This is a genomic window from bacterium (genome assembly GCA_035307765.1).
GTDB lineage: Bacteria > Sysuimicrobiota > Sysuimicrobiia > Sysuimicrobiales > Segetimicrobiaceae > Segetimicrobium.
Map to the genome: position 1 here is coordinate 1 of DATGHU010000030.1, position 20,467 is coordinate 20,467.

Sequence of the window (20,467 nt, forward strand, 5' to 3'; positions counted from 1 at the left end):
ATTCTGACCTACAATCTGGATCGAATGGTGACGATCGGTGCGACGCGGTAGTTTCGGGCGAAAGGACCCGCTCATCCCTTCAGCCCGCTACCGGATCTGTACCAGATCCGTTGTTCGAGCTGCATTTTTCATGGCGAACTAAATTAGGTCGCCTGGGATCGAGCCCGAGCCGAAGGTATTCCCCCGCACCACACAGAACCTTCAGCGCGCGTTTCACATCACCCGACGAGGTGCGTCGGTGGGTTCTCCCGCCATCGTGTGTGACGGCCTCAGCATGACGTTCGATCATGGGGACACCTCGCTCCACGTGCTCCAGGAGATCTCCCTGACCGTCGCCGAGGGGGAGTTCCTCACCCTCCTCGGCCCCTCCGGGTGCGGGAAATCGACCCTGCTGCGATTGCTTGCGGACATCTTGGCCCCCACCCACGGCGCAATCACGATCCTCGGCCGCTCCCCGAACCAGGCGCGCCGGGATCGTGCGCTCGGGATGGTATTTCAGCAACCGGTGCTCCTCCCGTGGCTCTCGGTCGAGGAGAATATCGCCCTCCCGCTGCGCATCGGCCGGTGGGGCGCGCGACACCCGGGGGGACCGGACCCCGCGGGGCTATTGAGGCTGGTCGGGCTGGAAGGATTTGAGCGATCCCGCCCCACCCAGCTCTCGGGCGGGATGCAGCAGCGGGTGGCCATCGCCAGGGCGCTCGTGAACGACTCGCCTGTGCTCCTGATGGATGAACCGTTCGGTGCGCTGGACGCGATCACCCGTGATCGGTTGAACGAAGAGCTTCTGCGAATTTGGACCGAGACCAAGCGGACGGTGGTGTTCGTCACCCACAGCATCCCGGAGGCGGTCTATCTGTCCACGCGGGTGGCCGTGTTCTCCCCCCGGCCGGCCCGCATCCGCCGTCTGATCGAGATCGACCTCCCGTCCCCGCGCCATCCGAAGATGCGGGACACGCCGAGGTTCACGGAGTTCGCCGCGACGCTGCGCGAGGCGCTGGAACACGCATGACGCACGCCGGGCCGTCCACCGCAGCGATCAAAGCCGAGGGGCCGGCGGGAGGAATCACCCGGAGCCCTCGGCGGGGACGTCCGCTGTGGCGCAACTACCTCGTCTCCGCCTCCGCGTTTGTCGTGGTGCTGGTGGCGTGGCAGGCGATCATCGTGGGATTTCGCGTGCCGGCCTACCTTGCCCCCTCTCCGCTGATGGTTCTGGGAGCGCTCCACACCGACTCCCACACCCTGCTCGTCAACACCTGGCCCACCCTGATCGAGACGGTGGGGGGGTTCGTCTTGGGAAACCTGATCGCGATCTTCGCCGCCGTCGGGTTCGTGCACAATCGGATGTTCCGGCAGAGCGTCTACCCGCTGGCGGTCACCCTGCGGACGCTCCCCATCGTCGCGATCAGCCCGATCCTCGTCCTGCTGCTGGGCAACGGGTACGCCCCCAAGATCGCGATCGCCGCGCTGATCACCTTCTTCCCCACGCTGGTGAACATGGCCGACGGGCTGACCGCGGTCGATCCGCAGGCGCTCGAGCTGATGCACGTGTTGTCCGCCAGTCGCTGGGAGGTCTTCCGGTACCTGCGCTGGCCCACCTCGCTCCCCTATCTCTTTTCGGCGCTGCGGATCGCCAGCACGGCGAGCCTGCTCGGGGCGATCGTCGGCGAATGGATCGGGTCGAACTCGGGCCTCGGGTACCTGATCGTCGCCGCGACCTACGACTACCGCACCCCGCTCCTCTACGCCACGATGGCGGTCGCCTCGACGCTGGCGCTGGTGTTCTTCGGGGTGATCTCCGTGGCGGAGCGCTACGTCCTCTCCTGGCGCCAACCTCCCGGGGTGGGCGCGGAATGACGACCGCCCGGCTGGCGCAGGTGAAGATCGGGACGGCGGTGGAAATCACGCGCACCGTCGCCGAGTCCGACGTCTACCTGTTCGCCGGGATCACCGGCGATGACGGCCGCAACCACACGGACGAAGAATACATGCGCACCACCCGGTACGGCGCCCGCCTGGTGCAGGGCGCCTACCTCGTCGGGTTGATGAGCGCCGCTTCGGTCCGGTGGGTCGAGACCCTCGACCTCCCCGGGGCCTCCTACGGGTACGACCGCATCCGGTTTCCGCATCCGGTGTTCCTGGGGGATACGATCCGGGTCCGGTACGAAGTCGCCGCCGTGGATGAGGAACGGGCCCTGGTCCGCTCGCAGGCCACCTGCACCAACCAGCGCGGTGAGGTGGTCGCGGTGGGGGTGCACCTGCTCAAGCTCTTCCCCGAGGACCGCACCCCGTGAAGACGGTTCGCGAGCCCGCCGCTGAGATTCCGGTCGTCGCGCACTCCGACGTGGTGGTCGTGGGCGGGGGCCCCGCCGGGCTCGCCGCCGCCGTGGCCGCGGCGCGCAACGGGGCGGAGGTCCTCCTCCTCGAGCGGTACGGATACCTGGGAGGGATGGCGTCGGGGGGGATGGTCGTGCTCCTCGACGACATGTGCGATGCGAGAGGCCGGACCGTCGCCGGGATCGCCCAGGAGATTATCGACCGGATGGTCGCGGTCGGCGGCGCGGTCGTCCCTCCGCTCGACCAATGCTTCAAACAAGACGTCGAGCTCTGGTGGCGGTGGGCGCGCTGGGGCTTCGAGGACTTCTACGCCCGGACGACCCCCCACCCCACGACCTATGGGGCCTCCTTCGACCCCGAAGCGTGGAAGCAGATCTCGCTCGCCATGGCGACCGAGGCGGGGGTGCGGCTGCGCATGCACTCGTGGTTCTCGCGGGCGGTGGTGGAGGACGCCCGGGTCGGCGCGGTCATCATGGAAACGAAGGCCGGGCGGCAGGCGATCTCCGGCCGGGTGTTTGTGGATGCCACCGGCGACGGCGACGTGTTCGCGAGCGCCGGCGCGCCGTTCGTCCAGAGCAACTACATGCTGACGCTCGTGCATCGGCTGGCGGACGTGGACGTGGACCGTGTCGTCCGGTTCGAACGGGACCACCCCGAGGAGGCCCACGCTCTCAACACCGCCGTGAAGCGGCTGATCGGGGGATCGTGGGACTTTTGGTGGCTGCGCACCCCCCGCGAAGGTGTCGTCTGGTGTAACTGCCCCCACCTCCACGGCCTCAACGGGTTGTCGGTCGAGGACCTCACCCAGCTCGAGGGGGAGACGCGGCGCCGGTTCGTCGCCGCCATCTCCTGGCTGAGAACCCACATGCCGGGGTTCGAGCGCGCCTACATCCTCGATGCGGCACCCCAGGCCGGCGTGCGGCAGACCCGGCTCCTGGAGGGCGAGTACGTGCTGACCAAGGATGACGTCGTGCAGCGGCGACAGTTCCCCGACGTCATCGGCCGGGGCCGCGACTATTTCATGCCGTACCGATCGATCCTCCCCAAGCGCATCGACGGCCTGCTGGCCGCCGGGCGCTGCTTCTCCGCCACGCCCGAGGCGCAGAAGCTGAGCCGGGAGATCCCGCCCTGCATGGTGATGGGAGAGGCGGCCGGCACCGCCGCGGCGATGGCGATCGAGGCCGGGGTGGAACCGCGGGCCCTCGATGTCCACGCTCTCCAGCACCGCCTGCGCGCCCAGGGCGCCGATCTGGGGTCCCCCTCGCCGAGCGGAGCGGCGAAGATCTCGGGCGGAGAAGGCGGCTGACGATGCCGGAGCGCGTGTGGACGGAGGCGGGCATTCGCTTTCAGGCGGACGGCGCGGTCGCCCGCGTGACGATCGACCGGCCGGAGGTGTTGAACGCCCTCAACCGGGCGGCCCACGACGCCCTGTCTCGGGCCTGGGATCAGGTGCGAGACGATCCCGAACTCCGGGTCGCGGTGGTCAGCGGAACCGGCGCCCGCGCGTTCTGCGCCGGCGCCGACATGAAGGACGCCGCGGAGGCGAGCGGCCTCGAATATCTGGCGCACGGACCGCGGCTGGGCGCGGGCGGACTGTCGCTGCGGCGCGACCTACTCAAGCCGGTGATCGCTGCGGTGAACGGCCTCGCCCTCGGCGGCGGCTTCGAACTGGCGCTCGGCTGCGATCTGATCGTTGCTGCCGAGCATGCCGAATTCGGGTTCCCCGAGCCCCGGGTCGGCCGGATGGCGCTCGACGGCGGGATCGCGCTGCTGGCGCGCCATGTGCCGCTGAAGGTGGCGATGGGCCTGCTCCTCACGGGCCGCCGGATCGGGGCCCACGCCGCGCTGGCGGCCGGCCTTGTCAACGAGGTCGTCGCGGCGGCGGACCTCATGCCGGCCGCGGAACGATGGGCCGCCGACGTCCTCGCCTGCGCGCCGCTCGCCGTCGAGGCGACGAAGCGCATCGCGCTCGGCGCCCAAGACCTCCCCCGCTGGGCCGCGTCACGATGGTTTCCCCGCGAGCTCCTCGATGCGGTCGCCTCGGACGACGGCGTCGAGGGGGTGCGGGCATTCCGCGAGAAGCGGCCGCCGAAGTGGAAACGGCGATGACGGCCGACGGCGCCCCCCTGCCGCTGGCGGGGGTCCGCGTGCTGGACTTCACCCAGATCACCCTGGGCCCGATCGCGACCCAGATGCTCGGCGACTTCGGGGCCGATGTGGTCAAGATCGAGCGGCCGGGGGCCGGGGACTACATGCGCTCCACCCTCGTGCAGCCCGACGGGGTGAGCTACGTGTTCCTGGCGAGCAACCGCAACAAGCGGGCCGTGACGATCGACCTCCGCCAGCCCGCCGGGCGTGAGGTGGTGGAACGCCTCCTCCGTGACGCCGACGTGCTGGTCCACAACTTCCGGCCCGGGACGATGGAGCGGCTGGGGTTGGGGTACGAGGACGTGCGCGAGCGGCATCCCAAACTCATCTACGCGGTCGGAAGCGGCTACGGCCTCACCGGGCCCTATCAGGCAAAGGGCGGCCAGGACGTCCTGGCGCAGGCCCTCGGCGGAGCGCTGCTCCGCCGCGCGGAGCCCGACGCCCCGCCCGAGCCGTTCAGCACCGCCGTCTGCGACTGCGCCGCCGGGATGCTGCTGGTGCAGGGCATCCTGCTCGCCCTGCTGGCCCGCCAGCGGACCGGGCGAGGCCAACTGGTCACGTCGTCGCTCCTGGACGGCATGCTGTACATGCAGCAGCAGGAGGCCACCGCGCTCCTCAACGCCGGACAGGTCGTCAACTGGATCGGGCTCCCGCTCAACGGGACCTTCCGCACCAAGGACGACCGGTGGGTCGTGTTGATCGGCGCCTTCAAGAAGGATCCGTTGGGAGACATCTGCCGGGCGCTCGATCTCGGACCGCTGGGGAAGGATCCCCGCTATGCGACCGAGGCCGCGCAGATGGCCCACCGCGCAGATCTGCAGGCGATCTTCAGGCAGCGGTTTGCCGAGCTGACCGAGGCGGAGGCGCTGGCGCGGCTCGAGGCCCAGGACCTCCTCTGTGCGCCGGTGCACGGGCTCGACGAGGCCGTGGTCGATCCGCAGGTACAGCACAACGACATGATCGTCGACGTCCCGCACCCGGCCCTGGGGCGCTTCCGGACGATTGGGATCCCGATCAAGCTGTCGGCGACCCCCGGGCGCATCCGGCGGTCGCCCCCGGCGCTGGGCGAGCATACCGACGAGGTGCTCGCCGAGGCCCACTACACCGGGGAGGAGATTGACCGACTGAGAGCCAACCGGGTAGTGTAGCACTGTTCCCGTGCGCGTCCCTAGCGCTGCCGACGCCCGCTGGGAGCGCGTACCGAGGGGCGGCGGCGGACCAACGCCGCCGCCCCTTCGAGTTTTTACGTGTCCATGATCGCCTTGCGCTGACCGCCGTCCAGCGTGATCAGCGCTCCGTTCATGAAGCTGGCCCGCTCCGAGGCCACGAACACGACAACGTCTGCCACTTCCTCGGGGGTGGCGAACCGACCGAGCGGAATGCTCTGTGCGGCCCGGCGCGCCGCCTCCTCCACGCTGATCCCCTTGTCGCGGGCGTATCCGCGCACCAACCCCTCCCAGCGATCGGTGCTCACCGGTCCCGGGTTGACGGCGTTGATGAGGATGCGGTGCTTGCCGTACTGCTCCGCCAGCGCCTGGGTGACCGCCAGATCGGCGGCGTTGGCGGCGCTGGGGGTCAGCTCCAAGTAGGTCGGCTTGACCCCATCGTTGCCGACGACATTGACGATGCGCCCGCCGCCCGCCCGCAGCATGTGTGGAATGACGGCGCGCATGCACCGGACGTAGCCCAGAAACTTCCCCTGCAGCGCGAGCTGCCAATCGTCCTCGGTCAGGTTCAGCATCAGCCCGCCGGGCGCGGCGCCGGCGTTGTTGACGAGGACGTCGATTCGGCCAAAACGTGCCACCACGGCCGCCACGACCCGCGTGACATCCTCCGGGTTGATCATATCGCCGGGGAACGCCGCGATCTCTCCGCCGGTCTGGTCGCCGATCTCCCGGGCCGCCCGTTCCAACAACTCCGCCCGCCGCGCGACCACGGCCACCCGGGCTCGCTCGCGGGCCAGCCCGGCCGCCACCGCCCTGCCGATCCCTTTGCTGCCTCCCGTGACGAGGGCGACCTTTCCCTCCAATCCTAAGTCCATAGCTCCTCCGTGCGACCGCCGGGCGCGGATCCCGCGGGCGCTTTCGTCCCAACTTCGTGCACGCGGCGGGCCCCCCCTCTCCGCAGCGCGGGGCGCCCCGCGGACCGGCAGCAGGAATTCGCGCCGGGTCGCAAAACAGAGTCGTGACCGGGGCGGGGAGCGAATCGGTGACTGGTAGGGACCATTGATTATCGGGGCATCGGTCAAGCGAAAGGAAGACCCCCGGTTCCTCACCGGACGAGCCCGTTACGTCGGGGACATCGCCCTCGCTGGGATGCTACACGCCATGCTGGTGCGGAGCCCGCACGCCCACGCACGACTCACGTCAATCGATCCCGCCGCGGCGCGGGCACGGCCCGGGGTGGCGCTGGTGGCCACGGCCGCGGACCTCGGACCGGTCCCCCCAATCCCGATCCGTCTGGGGCCGCGGCCCGGCCTCGAGGGATTCCTTCAACCCCCCCTCGCCGGCGATCGCGTCCGGTACGTCGGCGAGCCCGTCGCCCTGGTCGTGACCGCCGATCGGTATTCGGCCGAGGAAGCGGCCGAGATGGTCGCGGTTCGCTACGATCCGCTCCCGGTGATGGGCGATGTCGGGCGGGCCCTCAGCGGGGCTGCCGCCGTCCTGCATGCGGGGGCCGCGGACAACCTCGCCGACCTCTTGACCATGGAGCGCGGAGACCCCGAACGCGCCCTGGCGGGGGCGGAGATCCGCCTCCGGCACCGCTTCCACGTGCAGCGGCACACGGGGATGCCGATGGAAACCCGGGGTCTGGTGGCCGCCTACGAACCCGGAACCGGGCTGCTCACGGTGTGGGGACCGACGAAGGTCCCGCAGTTCAACCGCCAGGTCCTCAGCGACCTGCTGGGCGTGCCGGCGCACCGGATTCGCTGCGTGGAGCCGGACGTGGGCGGCGGCTTCGGCGTCCGCGGGGAGTTCTACCCGGAGGACTTCCTCATCCCCTGGGCGGCGATGCGGCTCGGACGTCCGGTGAAGTGGATCGAGGACCGAAGGGAGCATTTGCTGGCCGCGAACCATTCCCGGCAGCAGGTCCACGACATCGAGGTGGGCGCAACTCGGGACGGGCGCCTGATCGCCCTGGTCGATCGCGTGCGCGTGGACATGGGTGCCTACCTGCGCACCCACGGCGTCACGGTCCCGGAGCTGACCGGCGCCATGCTCCCGGGCCCCTATCGAATTCCCCACTACCGCTGTGAGGTCGCCTGCGTCCTCACCAACAAAACGCCCACGGGGACGTATCGCGCACCCGGCCGGTACGAGGGGACCTTCGTGCGCGAGCGGATGATGGACCTGCTCGCCGAAGCCGCCGGGATCGACTCGGTGGAGGTCCGCCGGCGCAACTTCATCGGGCCGGCGGAGATGCCGTACGACGTCGGCACGGCGACCCTCGACACGCGCACGATCTTCGACACCGGCGAGTACGCTTCGGCCCTTGATGCGGCGCTGGACGCGGCGGACTATCCCCGCTGGCGTGCTTCCCAGGCGGAGGCCCGCGCTCGGGGCCGCTACCTCGGCATCGGGGTGGCCTGCATCGTAGAGAAATCAGGCGTCGGGCCGTGGGAAACCGCGCGCGCGGAGATCGACGGGTCGGGGCACGTGGTCGTGTACTCCGGGATCGCCTCCCTCGGGCAGGGGGTGGAGACCGCGTTCGCGCAAATCTGCGCCGAAGAGCTGCACGTCGCGGTGGACGAGGTCGAGGTCGTCCACGGGGACACCGCCCTCATTCCGTACGGCCTCGGGGCGTTTGCCAGTCGGGGCGCCGCCGTCGGCGGCAGCGCCGTCCTCCTGGCCAGCCGCGCGCTCCGCGAGAAGGTGCTGGCCTGCGCGGCCCGCCGCCTCGAGGCCGCGCGCACGGACCTCGTCCTCGAGCACGGCCGTGTGACCGTGCGCGGCGCGCCGGGGCGGGGGCTCACGTTCAAAGAACTCGCCGCCGCCGCCGCCCCCGCCCAGACCTTACCGCTCGGCATCGAGCCGGGGTTGTCGGCCACGGAGTTCTTCCAGGTGTCGCGCATGACGTACCCCTACGGGACCCACGTGGCGATCGTCGAGGTCGACCCCGACACCGGCCAGCTCGCCATCCTGAGGTACGCCGTCGCCTACGACGTGGGCCGCGCGATCAACCCGATGCTCGTAGACGGTCAGCTCGTCGGCGGGCTCGCCCAGGGGATCGGCGGCGCGCTCCTCGAGGAGCTCGTGTACGACAGCGATGGGCAGATGCTCTCCGCCACGCTCATGGATTATCTGCTGCCGACGTCGGTGGAGATGCCGCAGGTGGTGTCCGTCAAAATTCTGGAGGAGACCCCGACTCCGCTCAACCCCCTGGGGGTGAAAGGCGTCGGCGAAGGGGGCGCCGCCGGGGCGGGGGCGGCGATCGCGAACGCGGTGGCGGACGCACTGCGGCCGCTCGGAGCGGAGGTGAGGGCGCTCCCCCTCTCGCCCGACCGCATCGTGGCCCTGGTCAGGGAGGCCCGCCCGGGGGGATCGGGCGCGCGCCGGGCATGACCGGCGGACCGGTCGGACAACCGCTCCGGCGGAAGGAAGACCCGCGCCTCCTTCGGGGGCGCGGGCGATACGTCGACGATTTAGCGCTGCCGGGAATGGTGCAGCTGGCGTTCGTCCGGTCGCCGCACGCACACGCGGCGGTCACCGGGGTCGATGTGTCCGCCGCGCGTCGGGTGCCCGGGGTGACGGCCGTCTTCCGGGACGACGATCTGCCGGTGCGGCCGATCGTCGCCGAGTTTCATGGGCCGGGCTACGCCGGTGGCCGCTGGCCCGCCCTCGCCGGCAGCCGCGTGCGGTTCGTAGGCGAGGCGGTCGCGGCCGTGGCCGCGGTCGATCGCTATGTGGCCGAGGACGCCGTCGATCGGATCGCGGTGGCGTATGCGCCGCTTCCACCGCTCACCTCTGCTGAAGAGGCGCTTCGGCCGGAGGCGCCGCGGCTTCACGACGACGTTCCGGGCAATGTGTACTTTCGGGCGGCGTATGTGCACGGCGCCGTGGACGAGGCGTTCGCGGGCGCCCCCGTGCTCGTGCGCGGCACGTTTCGCCATCAGCGAATCGCCGGAGGGCCGCTCGAGGGACGCGGGATCGTCGCGGCATGGGATGCCCGGGAGCGGCTCACCGTGTGGGCGTGCACACAAGTCCCCCACATCCTTAGGAGGGGATTAGCCCGGTTCCTCGACCTCCGGGAGTCCCAGATCCGGGTCGTCGCCCCCGAGGTCGGCGGGGGGTTTGGCCCGAAGATGCACCTCTACCCGGAGGACCTCGTCGTGTGTGCCGCCGCCCACCGCCTCGGCTGCCCCGTCAAATGGGTCGAGGATCGACGCGAGAACCTCTTGACGATGACCCAGGCCCGCGAACAGGTCATCGAGGCCGCCGCGGTCGCGGATCGCGGCGGTCGCATCCTCGCGGTCAGGGCGGAGATCGTGGGCGATGCGGGGGCATACTCCGTCTTCCCGCTCACCGCGGCTCTGGAACCGATGGGCACGGCGCAGATCATCCCGGGGCCGTACCGCGTGCCGGCGTACGCGTACACGGCGATGGCGGTCGGATCGAACAAGCCTCCGGTCGGCGCCTACCGCGGGGTGGGGATGGGGATCGGCGTCTTCGTCATGGAACGCCTGATAGACAAGGTGGCGGCGGCCATCGGAGCCGATCCGATCGAGGTGCGCCGGATCAACTTCATCCGCGCCGACGAATTTCCGCACACCTCCCCCACCGGGCTCGTCTACGACAGCGGCCGGTACGAGGACACCCTCGACGCCGCGCTGGCCGCGTTCCGGTACACCGATGCCCGGGAGGAGCAGGCCCGAGGGCGATCGGAGGGCCGACTGATCGGGATCGGGGTCAGCGCGTTCACCGAGTACACCGGCATGGGCTCGACGACGTTCGCCCGCCGCGGGATGACCGATGTGCGCGGGGACGACAGCGCCAGGATCGTGGTGGACGATGCCGGACACGTCCGGGCCCACCCATCGTGTCCGTCGCAGGGACAGGGCCACGAAACGGTCTTCGCGCAGCTGGTCGCCGCCGAATTGGGAGTCGACCCCGCCCAGGTGACCGTGGTCCCGGTGGATACCGATCTGACCCCCGAGGGCAGCGGCACGTTCGGCAGCCGCGCGGTCATCGCCGGCGGCGGAGCGCTCCGGCGCGCGGCGGAGGAGGTCAACGCGAAGGCCGTCGCCATCGCGGCGCGCCTGCTCGAGGCCGCCCCGCGTGACGTGATCGCCGACCGCGGCCGTTTCGCGGTCCGCGGCGTCCGCGGACGGTCGGTGGCGTGGGCGGAGGTCGCCCGCGCCGCCCACGCTCCCGCAGCTGCGGGGCTGCTCCCGAGCGTTGAGATGGGCTTGGAAGCGACCGCATCCTACGATCCACCCCCCGCAGCCTTCAGCAACGGGGCGCACCTGGCGTTGGTCGAGGTGGACCGTCACACCGGTCGGGTCGCAGTTCTCCGGTACGTCATCGCCGAGGACTGCGGCCCCTTGGTGAACCCCCTCCTCGTCGAGGGGCAGATCCACGGGGGGCTGGCCCAGGGACTCGGCGAGGCGTTCCTGGAGGAGGTGCGTTACGACGATGCCGGCCAGCCACTCACCGCGACGTTCATGGACTACTTGCTCCCCGCCGCGGTGGAGACGCCGTCCGTAAAGATGGTTCACTTGGAAACGCCGTCACCGTTCACCGCGGGCGGCTTCAAGGGCATGGGAGAGTCCGCGACGATTGGGGCACCGGCCTGCATCGCGAACGCGGTCAGCGACGCGCTGGGGCGGTCGGTCGATGCGCTCCCCATCACCCCCCCGCGTGTCCTCGGATGGCTCTGCCCCGCACCGTCAGAGCCTGGTCGACCTCCGACCACCCCGTGAATTTCGCGCCGGACACATCGGGGAGTGAGGCAGGCGTCGGTCTGCGCGGAGATGTTTGACCCCAGGATCCCGCACCAGGGTCGAGGGGGTATGTGGAGCAGCCGGAAGAGGACGAACTGCTCGGAACCGCTTGAGCAATGGGCCTTCCCGTGTCACGCACCAACAACCGGCAGGAGAACCGTGCCCGCAAGCTGCCCTCATTCTGCACGCGGTCAAGGCTGCCCGCATTTTTCAAAACCGCTACGAACGTTCACAGGCACTTAGTCTCGTGGACGCCGACCGCGGAACATGGGATGTCTAAGGTGTGCATCGATACGTGCCATCATTTGCTCTGGCGTCAAGACTGTAATCCCCGTGACCAGTGGGTAATCGTCGACATTCCGGGTGACGATGGGTGCACCGCTCGCACGCGCAGTCCCAATGACATGAGCATCCTCCGGATCAGGCAGCGGCACCGTTACGGGGCGCGGCATTCTCCAAGCCCGTCGCATATACTATCGTGCAGTCCTGTGCAACCGGGGACATGGTGGGCGCGCAAGGACCTCCAACCTCGGACCGCGTTACACCGGCCGGGGCGGTTGGAAGAGGCCTTAGTGGCCGGCGAGCCACGCCGGCGGGAGGAGCATGCCGGTCAACAACGCGAGCAGGAAGAGCATCATGAGGGTGAACATCCTGAAGAGCCTGTGTTCCATTGGTCCAGCACCGCCGTCGTCCCGCCTCGGGTGCGAAACGGCACTGCGTCGTCGCATCTGCCGCCCTTCCCCACCCTCATGATGGCGCCGCCACTCCTCGGTTGCCATCGACCACATGGAGGATTGGCGGTCCTCAAGTGATGGCCCGAACACCTGCCCGGGCGCAGCATCACCGTGCACGCCCGCACGCTTGCGTTCATCCGAACGGGGCGCAAAACCCACATAACGGACGAAGTGGGGACGAGGGCCCGCACCAAACTCGGACAACGGCTCTAATAGACGGATCCCAGAACCGTGGGTGCCGGGTAGGAGTCGGCATGAAGATCACACACACCGGGGGGCACATGAAATACTACTCGTACTCGCCGAATCCGTCACCGGCGCTGCGGAGATCACTCAAACCGCGCACCGACATCGTTCCGCGGGAGACGGTCCCCAAGACCATCAACGCGCTCGACGTGCTCCTCTCGATCTGGATCGCCGAAGCGGTGCTCGAAACCGAGAGCCGCAGGAAGCGGCGCCCCAAGGCGCCCGCTAAGCCCAGCTGATCCCCTCGCGACCGCGCTCCGTGAGCAGGAGATCGATACCGTCTCTCGGTGCTCGGATAGGGTAAACCTCAACGGCGGCGATATCGGACCACCCGGAGGTCCCCCCAAAGGCATCGCTCCGGCCGGGCGCTCCCCCCGCGTGGGCGCCTGCCCTCTCGCGGCTACGATTCCCCTGGGGACGTCGAGGACTGCACTGCGAGGGAGCCGCGCGTCGCGGACGGGATGCCCTCGCAGGCGTTCCGAATAAAATCAATCGACGAGCCTAGGGTCTTCATCACCCGGTCCATCGCCTCGAGCCCCGGCTCGAACTGGACCATCCAAACGCGGCGCTCGATGGCCCTTCCGAAAAAGTACCCCCAGCTCGCCCCGACGACCGCCCCCCCAAACGCCAGTGCCTCCCGAACCCAAACCTCCCCCATAGCCCATCCCTCCCCCCTTTATTCCTTCGGACAGGGAGAGGCCGATCCCCTGCACGCGACCACCCCGGAGGCGAAGGGCCTCGGCGCGGCGCTGGGGGAACGTCCGCAGGGTGAACCGGAACGATCGCACGCGGGAGCCCCGCGGCAGCGGGGATGCCGACGTACCGTCTCGCGCCAGATCCAGGGCGTGTCACGTGCCCGCCGCCTGCGGCCGGACCGTCCCCCAGTCCGCGGCGGGACAAGGAAGAGAACCCGGGCCGCCGGAGAACCATTAGAGCAGTCGGTGGGAGAACCCACAGACCACCTTCAATAAGGGGGGGTACATGAGGAAGTACATCACCGAATTCATCGGAACGTTCTTTCTGGTGCTGACGATCGGCGCCACCGCGGTGGCGAGCGCCCCCGGGGTGATCGCGCCCCTGGCGGTTGGCTCCGCGCTGATGATCATGATTTTCGCCGGCGGGCATATCTCCGGGGCCCACTACAACCCCGCGGTCACACTGGGCGCGTGGATCCGCGGACGGTGCCCGGCGAAAGACGTGGTCCCGTACATGATCTCGCAGGCGATCGGCGCGATCATTGCCGCCGCCGCGGTCGGAATCCTCAAAGCCGGCGCCGATGTCAAACCCATGACCCTCGCGATGGGTCCCGCCCTCACCGCGGAGTTTCTCTTCACCTTCGCCCTGGTGTACGTGATGCTCAACGTCGTCACCGCCAAAGGCACCGCCGGCAACTCCTTCTACGGCCTCGCCATCGGCATGACGGTCATGGCTGGGGCGTTCGCCGTCGGCAACATCTCCGGCGGCGTGTTCAATCCGGCGGTGGCGGTGGGGATTTCGGTCATGGGACTCTCGGCGTGGTCAAACCTCTGGATCTATCTGCTCGCCAACTTCCTCGGCGCCATTGTCGCGAGCGGGACCTTCAAATCCTTGAATCCGGACGATCGGTAACCAACCGGCATGACCCGCGGAGCCGGCTCCCCAAAGTCCTACTCCGGCCCCCCGCGTGACGACCCGGCCACGACCTCACTCCCCCGGCGTTATCCCGCCTGCTTGAGGATCGCCGCCTGGGCCGCGCGCGTGCGCCGCTCTTTTGAGTGCTTTCGGCGTCGTAACTTTCCCGACTGCTTGAGCCGCTTGACCCTTCGCACCCGTTTCACGGTATCCGCGCCCCCCCGCCAGGATCTCTCCAGCGACATTCTCCCACCAATGCCTCACCCCGTCCACCACCCTGTGGTCCCGCCGGGATTCCCCCGATCAGCGTCGCGAGATCCGGCGGAGACCACCGATCGGATCGCCCGACGATCAGCGCCGCCGCCCCTTCACCCTCGACCGATGAACGGCATCTTGGTCGCCATCACGGTCAGGAACTGCACGTTTGTGTCCAACGGCAGGCTCGCCATGTAGACCACCGCGCGCGCCACGTCAGCCGGGTCCATTCTCGGCTCGACGCGGATTGACCCGTCGGCCTGTGCCACGCCTGCCTCCATTCGTGCCGTCATGTCCGTGGCGGCGTTGCCGATGTCAATCTGACCACAGGCGATGTCGTACTTCCGGCCGTCGAGCGCCGCCGCCTTGGTGAGGCCGGTGATCGCGTGCTTGGTGGCCGTATAGGGCGCGGAATTCGGCCGCGGGCTGTGCGCGGAAATCGAGCCGTTGTTGATGATGCGGCCGCCGCGCGGCAGTTGACTCTTCATGAGCCGGAACGCTTCCTGAGTGCAGAGAAAGGCCCCGGAGAGGTTGGTGTCGACGACGGCCTTCCATTGCTCGTAGGCGAGATCCTCAAGCAGGACAGGGGGCGCGCCGATCCCCGCGTTATTGAACAGCAGATCAAGCCTGCCGAAGGTCTCTTTCGTCCTCGCAAACAGGCTCCTGACAGACGCGGGATCGCCGACGTCGGTGGGCACAACCAGCGTCCGCGATGCCGGCACGCCTCGAGCCGTGGCGTCCAACGGTTCCTTTCGGCGTCCGGCGAGGACGACCGAATAGCCCTCCTGCAGCAGGGCCAGTGTCACGGCCCTTCCGACACCCGTTCCCGCGCCGGTCACGACGGCAACTTTGCCTGATCCCATTTTCCGATCTCCTTTCGCGGTACGGCGCTTTCGGAGGGCTCAACCGTTCCATCGAGGAGTATGGACCCGCCCCGTCCTTGCGCATCGCTCGTCTAGGAGGCGGAGGGACGCCCGCCGCATGTTGCCGGCACGAGAATCGCGGCCGCCCGATCGGCGCACCCCAGCCTCGATGCCGGCCAGGGGACGCCCGCCAATTCGTGCAGGGGGCGGCGCTCCAGCGGGGGTCGATTTCCCCTCCTCATGGGCACGTTTCCAGAAACGCGCCCGTGTTCCGTGTCCGATCGCCGGCCGGAAGCGGAGGGATCCCCGTCAAGTCGCGGCGCGCTCGCCGCCCTCGGGGCCGTAAAACACGACCCACACCGCAAAGTCGTCGGTGAACTCCTCGAACCGGTGGACCGCACCGGCGGGCACAAACAACACATCGGCCGGTCCGAACGGATGACGCTCCGGTCCGTTCACAAACCATCCGCGCCCCGCGATGACGATATAGACCTCATCTCTGGTGTGAGCGGTTTGCGAGTCGGTGCCGCGCGGGGCGTAGTATTCGACGATCAGGCTCCCGTGGGCAAGAACGACCGCGGCCAGGTTCCCCTCGGGGATGGGGGAGGCTCGGGCCTGGTCGATGGTCACCCGTCTCCTCCCCGACAGCGCCTCGGCGGATGCGCTGCCGGCCCGCGGTGGGTTGGCGCTATGTTCGGGTCCGTGTGCACTCATGTCCGTCCCTCTGCCTCCCCAAGACGGTGGCCGTCCGGATCTGGGGCCGTGTCCGTCAGCCGGCACCGAACGCGGCGCGGTGACCGGTTCTTGATCTGCCGCCGCGAGTGGATCTTCCATTGCAGGATCCAGTTCTCCTGGATCCCCACAACAGGGGAACGGCGCTCAAGGACCTTGCGTGAGGAGAGATGCCGAGGACCTCGGTTCGCCCATCGTCGCCTTCGAGGAGGCCACCCGCACGCCGACGGGGTTTTGGCGGTCGCTCTCCCACGTGGAAGAAGCCCGAAGATCGACGTGGGCCCGAACTAGCCCTGCGGCGGGACGGCCCGGCCGCGGGGGACAGCGCGCTCCCAGACCGTCCACTGGGCTTGGGTGATTCCGGTCCGCTGCGTGATGGTCTTCATCTCGTCGTCCGTGGGGGGATCGCCGACCTCCAGGTTTAGCAGGCGGGCTTCTGGGAAATCCAGCACGAGCGCGGCCTGCTGAGGCGCATACCCCTTCCTGCGCCGCCATTGCTTAAGCGGGTGGCTTTCCTTCCATTCCAGGGTGCGTCGGGTCAGGTCTTCCATCGCGAACGATCCCCCTTGAGGGTTCCTCCCTAAAGTTTACCAGAATCCTTGGGAAATGAGGTGCCCTGCGAAATAGCCTGCCGGGGCGCGTGCCCGGGGACCATCGGGGATGCCTGCCCCCCCTGCCTCACCGTACGCGGAGGGGTCACCATCCGCGTTGATAGGATCTGCGATGCCGAGACGAGCGGACAGCGCCGCCGATCGCCGGCTTTGCGCTCCTCCGAGCGAGGTCGAGGCGTCCCTTTCACCGAGCCCGCGGCGCTTTCCCGACCACTCCATCCCCGGCGTGCGTGAGGGTAAGAGGGGTTCACGCGATGAGGGGGATTGGACTCATGGAACGAGTGACGGCCGACCGCATTCGGTGGGAATCTTGGGGGGCAATACGCGAGGGGCCGGTTCGAATCCCGGCCCCTCGATCGGTGCAAATCTCGCGCCTCTCTCAGCGCAATACCATGTGCCCAGTCGCCCACATGAACAACCCCGCGAGGAGCAGCAGCCCGATCAGCATCTCGACACCCTCCTTCTTCGGGTTGGCGCGCTCCGCGTTCGTCGTCGCTCCCTCTGCCACCGCGCGCCGTCATCGTTGAGGGTATCTGAGCGCCTTGAAAGAGTCGTGAACAAGTGGTGAATGTCCTGTGAAGAATATCACGGACCGCACCGAACTCGGGCCGGGAACCCGAAGGGACCCCCCTTGCCGCGCGACCGCCGATACGCTCGCCCCGACAGCGAGTGCGCCGGGCAACCCGCAGTCGAACGAGCCAGTGCTTCGGCCCTACGAATCCGTCCATTGCCAGCGCCGAAGCCGCCAGCCGCGCCCTTCCACAGCGATTGCGGCAATGTAGTTGGGACCACCCAACACTTCTTCCAGAGACCACCGAGAGGTTTCCAACGGGTCGCGGGGGGTCGACAACAGCGCCGCTGGCTCGGTGGGGCCCAGGGACACGTCGAACTCGCCGAGGGGATAGACGAACCCCTCACCCCTCGCCTTGACATAGGCCTCCTTCCGCGTCCAGCCGCGGAAGAAACCTTCCACACGGCCCGCAGGGCTCAGGCCGCGGAAGGCGGCGAGCTCTCGACGGGAAAAGCATTGCTCGGCGATTTGGTCGGTGACGACGTCGGGGCGGACGCGCTCCACATCGATGCCGACCTCCCGCCCGATGGTCACACCATAGAGAGCCATTCCCCCCGCATGGGAGACGTTGAACCGATAGGCTTCCCGGCCGCGTCCGGTTGAGAGCACGGGTTTGCCGTAGGCGTTGTACGTGAACCGGAGGGAGTCGGGCGCGACACGGAGATACCGGCCCAAGAGGGCCCTGAGCACACCGCGGCAGATGATGAATCGATCTCGGTCCACAGCGAAAACGAACCGGAGCGCTCTGGCCCGCTCGTCCTCCGAGAGGATCTCCGCAAACCTGCCCACGCGCAGCGGCCCCACATCCAGCGACGCCTTCCACACATGCACATCCCGACCGCCAAGGCGGAGATCCTCCGGCGGCGCGGCCCAGGAAGCCGCGACGGTGGCAGGGCTCACTTCGGCGCGGTCCGCAAACATGCACTCAACTCTTCGCCAAGGACCGCCACGTACCGGGTGATGCACGTCAGGTGCTCCCCGGGGAGCACCCGGGTCCGAACCTTGCACGCCACCGCCCGCCATGGACGAATGCGGCCCCCGCTCCAGCCGCCGGATGAGTACAGGAGGGTGACCTCGCCAACGTACCGTTGTGGAACGTAGCCGGCGATCGCCCGGTGGTATGCGCCGTCGAGGCGCTCGTGGGTGGATTGGGCCCGATCATCGTACACCGGCGTCTGCGGTCGAGAGGCATCGAGCGTCGAGACGCTCCGGCCTCCCCGATATGATCGCCCGGCGACCTTCTTCCACGTTCGCCCGCCCACGCGCCGCAGGGCGGCGATCCAATCATCGAGGTGCGATCCTGACAGTGTGCGCAGGCGCCTTCGATAGTACCCCGCCCACCTGCCCACCCCAACGAAAGGCCGCCGCGCGAGGACGAACGTCCGGAAGCGCTCCTCCGGGGTCAGTCCCCTCACCGCGCCGAGCCGCTCGACGAGCCCGCGCAAGAGCCCGGCGCCGGCCCAGGCGTTCTCGGTCGGGGGATCGAGCAACGCCAGGAGATCCACCGACTCTCCCTGCGCCCGAAGCAGTCGAGCCATCTCGAAGGCGACCAGCCCCCCGTTGCAGTAGCCCCCCAGCCGATACGGCCCGTGGGGTTGGATGGAGCGCACCGTGGCGAGGCGGTCGGCGGCCATCGCTTCGATCGAGATCGGGACCGGCCGTCCATCGAGGCCGTGGGGATGGAGTGCCATAAACGGCTGCTGCGGGCCCAGAGCCCTGGCCAGGTTCCGACAATAGAACCCGCCTCCGTGCAGGTCTCCGTGCAGGAAGAAAAAGGGCGGCCGGGACCCGTCCGGATGTATCGCCGTCACCGGACCCCAGGGGGTCGCGGAGGGGTGTTGGAGAAGCGCCTGGGCCAGATGTTGCACGGTCGCACCCGCGAACAAGGTGGAAAGCGGGAGCTTCCGACCCACCGCCTCCTCGATCGCACTCATCAGGCGCACGGCGAGCAGCGAGTGCCCACCCAACTCGAAGAAGTCGTCCCGGATCCCGATCGGCCGGACCTGGAGGCACTCCTCCCAGATCTGCACCAATTGGTGCTCCAGCGGTGTCATTGGCGCGGCGTAGGCGGTGCTCCGCGCCGGGAGCGCATCCTCCGGCAACGGCAGCTTCGCCCGGTCGATTTTGCCGTTTGGCGTGAGCGGGAAGGCATCCAGCACCACGATGTGCGCCGGGATCATGTAGCCGGGCAGCCGGTCCTTGAGGAAGCAGCGGAGGTCGCCGGTCGCCGACGTCTGCGCGGGAACCACGTAGGCGCTGAGGCGTTTGTCACCAACCGCGTCCTCCCGGGCCAGCACCAGCACCTCGCGCACCGCGGGGTGCTGCCTCAGCACCGCCTCGATCTCCCCCGGCTCGATCCGGTGCCCCCGGATCTTGACCTGTTGGTCCATCCGCCCGATGAACTCGATGTTGCCATCCGGGAGGTAGCGCGCCGCATCCCCCGTCCGATACAGCCGCCCCGGGTGAGCGCCGAATGGATCGGGGATAAACCGCTCGGCGTCAAGCTCGGGACGACGCACGTACCCTCTCGCCACCCCGGGCCCCCCGACGTACAACATGCCGGGCACGCCGATCGGGACGGGAATGAGGTGCCGATCCAGGAGATAGATGCGCGTGTTGCTGATCGGACGGCCGATCGGGACGCCCGTCGCCCCCTCCGGCACCCCCGTCACCGGATACCAGCAGGCAAACGTGGTCGCTTCCGTCGGGCCGTACATGTTCAGCAGACGCTCCGGCGGACCGTGTTTGAGCACCTCGGCGACCCACCGGGGTTCTGCGGACTCGCCGCCGAAGAGCACAGCGCGCAGCCTTCGAAACGCTCCCGGGTCCTGGCGCGCCATATGGTGGAACAGCGCGGTGGTCAGAAAGAGGATCGTCACCCCCCGCCGCTCCAGCTCCGCGCTGAACGCGGTCGGAGAGAGCACGGTCTCCTGCGCAACCACCGCGAGCTGCGCCCCGTTGAGGAGCGCTCCCCACACTTCGAATGTCGCGGCATCGAACGAGACGTTCGAGACCTGCGCGATGATGTCCGAGGCGGAGATCTTCACATAGTTCGTGTTCATCACGAGGCGGGTCACTCCGCGATGCGGAACGGCGACCGCCTTCGGCCGCCCCGTCGATCCCGACGTGTACATCAGATAGGCCACGTGGTCCGCGGTGGTTTCGGCGCGCGGAATCTCCGGGTCCTCCGCGGTCTCGGGGCGCGTATCCAGCGAGATGACCGCTCCTCCGAACGCCGGCAGGACCCGCACCAACTCCTGGCGGGTCACCAGCACCGTCGCCCGCGCGTCGTGGAGCATGAAGGCCAACCGCTCGGCGGGATAGGTCGGGTCCAGCGGGAGGTAGGCGCCCCCCGCCTTGAGGATGCCCAGCACCCCCACCACCATCTCCAGCGAGCGCTCCAGACAGAGCCCCACCACCAC

General features: G+C 68.8%; 18 protein-coding genes. 10 read left to right on the top strand and 8 right to left on the bottom strand.

Annotated features, from left to right (window positions below; all coding sequences use genetic code 11):
- The first annotated feature begins 238 nt into the window (after positions 1–238).
- Genes VKV57_09405 through VKV57_09430 form a run of 6 tightly spaced genes read left to right on the top strand, consistent with a single transcriptional unit; the run spans position 239 to position 5,630 of the window.
- Positions 239–1,009 (top strand): ABC transporter ATP-binding protein, encoded by a 771-nt coding sequence (locus VKV57_09405; protein ID HLW60119.1) that lies wholly within the window; start codon positions 239–241, stop codon positions 1,007–1,009.
- Positions 1,006–1,854: an ABC transporter permease gene (locus tag VKV57_09410; protein ID HLW60120.1), complete on the top strand. Its 849-nt coding sequence runs from the start codon at positions 1,006–1,008 to the stop codon at positions 1,852–1,854. Before VKV57_09405 ends, VKV57_09410 begins: the two co-directional genes overlap by 4 nt.
- Complete coding sequence (locus tag VKV57_09415; protein ID HLW60121.1) at positions 1,851–2,291, top strand: MaoC/PaaZ C-terminal domain-containing protein; 441 nt, start codon at positions 1,851–1,853, stop codon at positions 2,289–2,291. Before VKV57_09410 ends, VKV57_09415 begins: the two co-directional genes overlap by 4 nt.
- Positions 2,288–3,640, top strand: coding sequence for an FAD-dependent oxidoreductase (locus tag VKV57_09420; GenBank protein ID HLW60122.1), 1,353 nt, complete (start codon positions 2,288–2,290; stop codon positions 3,638–3,640). The genes VKV57_09415 and VKV57_09420 overlap by 4 nt, the downstream gene beginning before the upstream one ends.
- 2 nt (positions 3,641–3,642) lie before the next feature.
- The gene (locus VKV57_09425) at positions 3,643–4,443 is read left to right on the top strand and encodes an enoyl-CoA hydratase-related protein (protein ID HLW60123.1); all 801 of its coding nucleotides are present in this window, start codon (positions 3,643–3,645) and stop codon (positions 4,441–4,443) included.
- Positions 4,440–5,630, top strand: coding sequence for a CoA transferase (locus tag VKV57_09430; protein HLW60124.1), 1,191 nt, complete (start codon positions 4,440–4,442; stop codon positions 5,628–5,630). The genes VKV57_09425 and VKV57_09430 overlap by 4 nt, the downstream gene beginning before the upstream one ends.
- A gap of 95 nt (positions 5,631–5,725) precedes the next feature.
- Here VKV57_09430 and VKV57_09435 read toward each other — a convergent pair whose 3' ends face one another.
- Positions 5,726–6,523, bottom strand: coding sequence for an SDR family oxidoreductase (locus tag VKV57_09435; protein HLW60125.1), 798 nt, complete (start codon positions 6,521–6,523; stop codon positions 5,726–5,728).
- Positions 6,524–6,707: 184 nt separating this feature from the next.
- Here VKV57_09435 and VKV57_09440 point away from each other — a divergent pair, with 184 nt between their 5' ends.
- The 3 genes from VKV57_09440 (at position 6,708) to VKV57_09450 (ending at position 12,641) form a co-directional block, all read left to right on the top strand.
- Positions 6,708–9,044, top strand: a complete 2,337-nt coding sequence (locus VKV57_09440) for a xanthine dehydrogenase family protein molybdopterin-binding subunit (GenBank protein HLW60126.1) — start codon at positions 6,708–6,710, stop codon at positions 9,042–9,044.
- Positions 9,041–11,401: a xanthine dehydrogenase family protein molybdopterin-binding subunit gene (locus VKV57_09445; GenBank protein ID HLW60127.1), complete on the top strand. Its 2,361-nt coding sequence runs from the start codon at positions 9,041–9,043 to the stop codon at positions 11,399–11,401. The genes VKV57_09440 and VKV57_09445 overlap by 4 nt, the downstream gene beginning before the upstream one ends.
- Positions 11,402–12,410: 1,009 nt before the next feature.
- Entirely contained in the window at positions 12,411–12,641 is a 231-nt protein-coding gene (locus tag VKV57_09450) for a hypothetical protein (protein HLW60128.1), read from the top strand.
- A 161-nt stretch (positions 12,642–12,802) separates the two neighbouring features.
- Here VKV57_09450 and VKV57_09455 read toward each other — a convergent pair whose 3' ends face one another.
- Positions 12,803–13,060: a hypothetical protein gene (locus VKV57_09455; GenBank protein ID HLW60129.1), complete on the bottom strand. Its 258-nt coding sequence runs from the start codon at positions 13,058–13,060 to the stop codon at positions 12,803–12,805.
- A gap of 323 nt (positions 13,061–13,383) precedes the next feature.
- On the opposite strand from VKV57_09455, the gene VKV57_09460 reads away from it, so the two are divergent.
- Positions 13,384–14,010: an aquaporin gene (locus VKV57_09460; protein HLW60130.1), complete on the top strand. Its 627-nt coding sequence runs from the start codon at positions 13,384–13,386 to the stop codon at positions 14,008–14,010.
- A gap of 371 nt (positions 14,011–14,381) precedes the next feature.
- On the opposite strand, the gene VKV57_09465 is transcribed toward VKV57_09460, so the two are convergent.
- From VKV57_09465 to VKV57_09490, 6 genes are all read right to left on the bottom strand, one after another.
- Positions 14,382–15,131 (bottom strand): SDR family oxidoreductase, encoded by a 750-nt coding sequence (locus tag VKV57_09465; protein HLW60131.1) that lies wholly within the window; start codon positions 15,129–15,131, stop codon positions 14,382–14,384.
- 309 nt (positions 15,132–15,440) lie between these two features.
- The gene (locus VKV57_09470; GenBank protein ID HLW60132.1) at positions 15,441–15,761 is read right to left on the bottom strand and encodes a cupin domain-containing protein; all 321 of its coding nucleotides are present in this window, start codon (positions 15,759–15,761) and stop codon (positions 15,441–15,443) included.
- 389 nt (positions 15,762–16,150) lie between these two features.
- Positions 16,151–16,414 carry a hypothetical protein gene (locus tag VKV57_09475; protein ID HLW60133.1) on the bottom strand — a complete coding sequence of 88 codons (264 nt, stop codon included), beginning with the start codon at positions 16,412–16,414 and terminating at the stop codon, positions 16,151–16,153.
- A gap of 439 nt (positions 16,415–16,853) precedes the next feature.
- On the bottom strand, positions 16,854–16,982 hold the full coding sequence (locus VKV57_09480; protein ID HLW60134.1) for a hypothetical protein: 129 nt from the start codon (positions 16,980–16,982) through the stop codon (positions 16,854–16,856).
- A gap of 204 nt (positions 16,983–17,186) precedes the next feature.
- Positions 17,187–17,966, bottom strand: a complete 780-nt coding sequence (locus tag VKV57_09485) for a 4'-phosphopantetheinyl transferase superfamily protein (GenBank protein ID HLW60135.1) — start codon at positions 17,964–17,966, stop codon at positions 17,187–17,189.
- On the bottom strand, positions 17,942–20,467 hold a 2,526-nt coding region (locus VKV57_09490), incomplete at its 5' end, for an amino acid adenylation domain-containing protein (protein ID HLW60136.1). The genes VKV57_09490 and VKV57_09485, both read right to left, overlap by 25 nt.